Origin of the sequence: Kitasatospora sp. NPDC056783, from assembly GCF_042789895.1 — a bacterium.
Lineage (GTDB): Bacteria > Actinomycetota > Actinomycetes > Streptomycetales > Streptomycetaceae > Kitasatospora.
Map to the genome: position 1 here is coordinate 1 of NZ_JBHUAF010000528.1, position 4,621 is coordinate 4,621.

Genomic DNA, 4,621 nt, shown 5'->3' on the forward strand with positions numbered 1-4,621 from the left:
GGGTCCGCCCCCACGCGGACACCTGCCGGGGCGAGGCGCCACCACGCCCCTGCCCCGCACTGCTCGCGGGCCCGGGGCTTCCGCCGCCACGGCACGCTCCCTTCCGGGGGTTCGCCGGCGCTCGCACCGCAGGGCGACGAGGGCCCCTGGTCTCGGGGGTGGACCAGGGGCCCTCACCAGGTATCACGGCCGGCCCCGCCCCACGGGTTCACCATCAGCCCCATCAGTCACATTGGCCCCATCAGCACCACTGGGGCCACTGGGGCTGCTGAGGTCACTGAGGCCTGCCCAGGGCGCGGTATCGGGGAGCGTCACCCGGCGGGACGCGCGTCCGACGACAGCCCCGGACGCCCCGGCCCCGGGAACGACGGAAGCCCCTGGCGCACGGGGGCACGGGCCAGGGGCTTCCACTGTCGACTACGGTCGGCGCGCTCTCACGGGTTCAGCGCCAGCACCACGTACCCCGCCAGCACCGCCAGGTGCACCGCGCCCTGGAGCGGGGTCGCCCGGCGCGGGATGACCGTGAGGGTGAGCAGCACGATGGTCAGGGCCAGCAGCACCATGTGCGCCGAGTCGAGGCCGAGGACGAGGGGGCCGGAGAGCCAGTTGGAGGCGATCGCGACCGCCGGGATGGTCAGGCCGATGCTGGCGAGCGCCGAGCCGAGGGCCAGGTTGAGGCTGGTCTGCACCCGGTTGCGGACGGCCGCGCGCAGCGCCGCGATGGTTTCCGGCAGCAGCACCATCATGGCGATCACCACGCCGACCACGGCGTGCGGGAGCCCGGCGTTGTCCACCGCGGTCTCGATGGTCGGCGACACGCCCTTGGCCAGGCCGACCACCGCCACCAGCGCGACGGCGAGCATCAGCAGGCTGACCCCGGCGGCCCGGAGGGTGGGCGGGGAGGCGTGCTCCTCCTCGTCCAGCACCCGGCCCTCGGGGGTGACGGGCAGGAAGTAGTCCCGGTGCCGGACGGTCTGGGTGGCGACGAACAGTCCGTAGACGACGAGCGAGGCGATGGCCGCGAAGGCGAGCTGGGTGGTCGAGAACTGCGGGCCCGGCGAACTGGTGGTGAAGGTCGGCAGCACCAGGCTGAGGGTCGCGAGGGTGGCGATGCAGGCGAGTGCGGCGCCCGTCCCCTCGGCGTTGAAGACGGCGGTCCGGTACTTGACGGCGGCGACCAGGATGGACAGTCCGAGGATGCCGTTGCAGGTGATCATCACAGCGGCGAAGACGGTGTCCCGGGCCAGGGTGGAGGACTTCTCCCCGCCGTCGGCCATCAGCGTCACGATCAGCGCGACCTCGATCACGGTGACCGCCACCGCGAGGACCAGCGATCCGAAGGGCTCGCCCGACCAGTGCGCGATGACCTCGGCGTGGTGCACGGCGGACAGCACGGCACCCACCAGGAAGCAGGCGACCACCGCCACCACCCATCCGGGCAGCTCTTCGTGCCAGGTCAGGATGAGGACGATGAACGACACCACCGGAATGACGACGGTCCATTGCGCGACGCTCGCGCGGAGCTTCGTGATCATGCGCCGAGGATTCCAGACCGGAGGCCCGTCACCCGGGTGCCCGCGCCGGGATTCGCGGGGATGTGGCATAACTCATCCCATTTCGCCGGTCACCCGCCGTGATCGCGAAGGCACTGAAGCACTTTGTCGACATATATCCGAACCCGCTCCGGGCCTCCCCGGCGACCGCCGCGGAGCGGTCACCCCGAAGGCCCGGACGCCACCGCCGCCCCGCCGCCGGCCTAGGTACCCGGCCGACCCGGGACGCCCCCGGCGGTCCGCAGCCCCCACTTCGGCCCATCTCGGCAGTCACCCCCCGTAGTCGTGGAGGTACTGGAGAACTATGTCGACATGGTGGCGAACCCGCTCCGGGACGCCCCCGGCGGCGGCCACGGTCTTGTCGCTGGTCCGGTAGGCCGCCGCGACCAGGCCGGGCAGGCCGCGGGTGACGCCGCGGCGCTTGAGCCGCTGGTCGAGCCAGCAGGCGTAGTTGCCCATCGCGGCGATCGCGTCGCCCGGGTCCCAGTAGGACGTGGGCCCGGGGTGGGCGGCGGCCTTGCCCCAGGCCTCGAACACGGAGGGCGTCCACAGGGCGATGCCGTACTCGCCGGTCTCCGGGCGGGCGGCGTTCGGGTCGAAGCCGCTCTCGGCCTTCAGCATCGCGGCCAGCAGGACCGGGGTGACCTCCGGCTCGGGGCAGCGCCGCGCCGCGTTCTCGATCATGCCCCGGTACGCCGCGGGGACGTCCGACCCCGCCGGGATCGCGCCGGGCAGCGGGGCCGGCCCGCGGTGGGCGGCACCCGCACCGCCGGGTTCCGGCCCGCCGGCCAGGGCGAGGACCGCGAGCCCCGCGGCGAGCAGCCCGGCGCCGGCGCGGACGGCGGCACGGCGACTCCGGGCCGGACCGGCCGCGGCCCGGGCGACCAGCACGGCCAGCGCGGTCCGGGTCCGCTCCTCCCGGGCGGGGGCGAGGCAGGCGGCGACCGCGGCCCGCCAGCGCGCCGGCAGTGCCTCGTCCAGCCGCAGCGGCGCGGCGCCCCGCGCGTACGCCTGGGCGGCCAGTGAACGGGCCCGGGCGGTGGCGCCGAGGAAGGGGTGCAGACCTCCGGTGAGCAGCTGGTGGGCGATCACGCCGAAGGCCCAGACGTCGGCGCTGGGGCGCACCGCGACGCCGCGCGCGCCGGTGCGCTGGGACCACCACTCGGGCGGGACGTGGTCGGGTGAACCGAGCGGCGGGGCGTAGGCGTGGGTGCCCTCCAGCTCGGCGGTCAGGCCGAAGTCGGCGATCTTCGCGGTGCCGTCGGGCATCAGCAGGACATTGGCCGGTTTCAGGTCCCCGTGCACCCAGCCGGCCCGGTGCATGTGGGTCAGTCCGGCGCAGACCTCGGCGAGGATGCGCTCGGCTCCGGGCACCGCCGTACCGGGGCGGGCCTCGGCCAGCAGGTCCTGGAGGCTGCGGGCGGCGCGTTCCATCACCAGGGCGACGGCGCCGTCCAGGGCCGGGTGGTCGGGGTCCTCGACGGTGACCACGGCGAGGGTGCGGATCAGGTGGGGGTGGTCGGCGCGGCGGCTGAAACGCTGTTCGCTGCGGGCCATCCGGGCCACGGTACCGCGCTGGCCGGGGCTGAACCGGGCCGCGCCGAGGATCTTGACGGCGGCCGGGGCGCCGTCCGGTCCCTCGGCGGCGTGCACGCTGCCCCAGGCGCCCGCGCCGAGGAGGGCACCGAGCCGGTAGCCGGCGATCGGGTAGCCCTCCGGGACGGCGAAGGGCGGCCCGCCGGGGATCGGGAAGCCCTCCGGCCCGCCGGACGCCGCCCCCTCCCCGGGCGGAGCACCGGACGCCGGGCCCTCCCGGAGCGGAGCACCGCCCCCGCCGCCGGGCGGCTCCGGCCCGGGTCGGGCGCCGGGCCTCACGGCCGGGCGGCCGGGCGCCGGGCCGGGAGCAGCGCCAGGTGCTCCTCCCGGACGAGGTCGAACCTGAGCGCCAGCGCGACCAGTTCCTCGCGTTTGCCGCCGCCCGGCCCCTCCTCGTACGGCTCGCGCAGCCGCAGTTTGGTCTCCACCAGGTAGTCGATGTGGTAGTTCACCGCCGAGCGGCTCAGCCCGCGGCAGCCGGGCAGGGCGCGCAGCCGGGCGAGCACCTCGGTCACGCCGGGGACGGCGGCGGCGGAGGGCGAGCGCAGCCGGGGCTCGCAGAGGGCGAGCAGGACCAGGAAGTACTTGGCGGTCGGGTCGAGGGCGAACGGGCTGACGGTGCGCTCGCCGTCGGCGCCGCCCGGCGGGCCGTCGAGGTAGGCGTGCTGCGGGGCGAAGACCTTGAAGGCGGCGGATTCGCCGAGGGCGGGCAGCAGCACCCGGGAGAGTTCGAACGGAACGGGGGCGCCGAGCCGCCCGGGCGCCACCTTGATGTGCTCCCCCGCGCCCTCCAGGTTCTCCACCACGTACGTGGCCGAGGCGCTGAAGTTGGACAGCCGCCAGTAGTCCTCGGCCGCGACGACCTCCCCCGCACGCCGGGAGACGCCTTGGTCGGGCAGGGGGATGGGGGCCGGCCGGCCCGGCTCCCCGCGTCCGAACACCGCGGCCTCACCGGGGCCCAGCCGCAGCAGGCCGGGGGCTTCGCCGGGCGCCGCCCCTGGCCCGGCGGCGGGAAGTTGCACGATGACCGTGTCCACGCGGCACCTCCGGGGGATCGGGCCGATGGTATCCGTCCGATTCGTCCCACGGGCGCTCCGCCACCCGGACGGGTGACGGGCGTCGCCAACCCCGCCGGGCGGGCCCGGAGTTGCCCTCCTGCCCGGGGAGGAGGCGCTTCCTCCTTCCGGCCGGGAGGTCCGGCCGGTCGACCGAAGCGGCCACCGGGCCGGTGCCGCGAGGCTCCCCGCATGGACACCAACCCCCCTTCCTCTCCTTCGACTTCCGCCCCCGGACCGGCCCGCCGGGCACTGCTGGGCGCCTCCGCCCTGGGGCTGGCCGGGGCCGCCGCCACCCTGGGGGCCGGGCGGGCCCGGGCCGAGTCCGCGGAGCGCACCGACGGGCGGCCCCGGCCGCGCTTCGAGGGCCGTACGGTGCTGAGCGGCGGGGCCGCGGCGGGGATCGGCGGGGCGGCC

3 protein-coding genes and 1 pseudogene are annotated in these 4,621 nt (G+C 76.1%); 1 reads left to right on the top strand and 3 read right to left on the bottom strand.

What is annotated here, in order from left to right; genetic code table 11:
- Window positions 1-434 precede the first annotated feature (434 nt).
- The 3 genes from ACFRMQ_RS38460 to ACFRMQ_RS38470 all read right to left on the bottom strand — a co-directional run bounded on the left by ACFRMQ_RS38460 (window position 435) and on the right by ACFRMQ_RS38470 (window position 4,186).
- Window positions 435-1,535, bottom strand: a complete 1,101-nt coding sequence (locus ACFRMQ_RS38460; RefSeq protein ID WP_380735531.1) for a calcium:proton antiporter — start codon at window positions 1,533-1,535, stop codon at window positions 435-437.
- 288 nt (window positions 1,536-1,823) lie between these two features.
- Entirely contained in the window at window positions 1,824-3,428 is a 1,605-nt protein-coding gene (locus ACFRMQ_RS38465; RefSeq protein ID WP_380735532.1) for a serine/threonine-protein kinase, read from the bottom strand.
- On the bottom strand, window positions 3,425-4,186 hold the full coding sequence (locus ACFRMQ_RS38470; protein ID WP_380735533.1) for a serine/threonine protein kinase: 762 nt from the start codon (window positions 4,184-4,186) through the stop codon (window positions 3,425-3,427). The genes ACFRMQ_RS38465 and ACFRMQ_RS38470 overlap by 4 nt, the downstream gene beginning before the upstream one ends.
- A gap of 210 nt (window positions 4,187-4,396) precedes the next feature.
- Here ACFRMQ_RS38470 and ACFRMQ_RS38475 point away from each other — a divergent pair.
- A pseudogene (locus ACFRMQ_RS38475) lies at window positions 4,397-4,621 on the top strand (hypothetical protein); the annotation flags it as partial.

Bases quoted from the DNA above. Each gene is read 5' to 3' on its own strand.
- ACFRMQ_RS38460 (WP_380735531.1), bottom strand. From the start codon at position 1,535: ATGATCACGAAGCTCCGCGCGAGCGTCGCGCAATGGACCGTCGTCATT.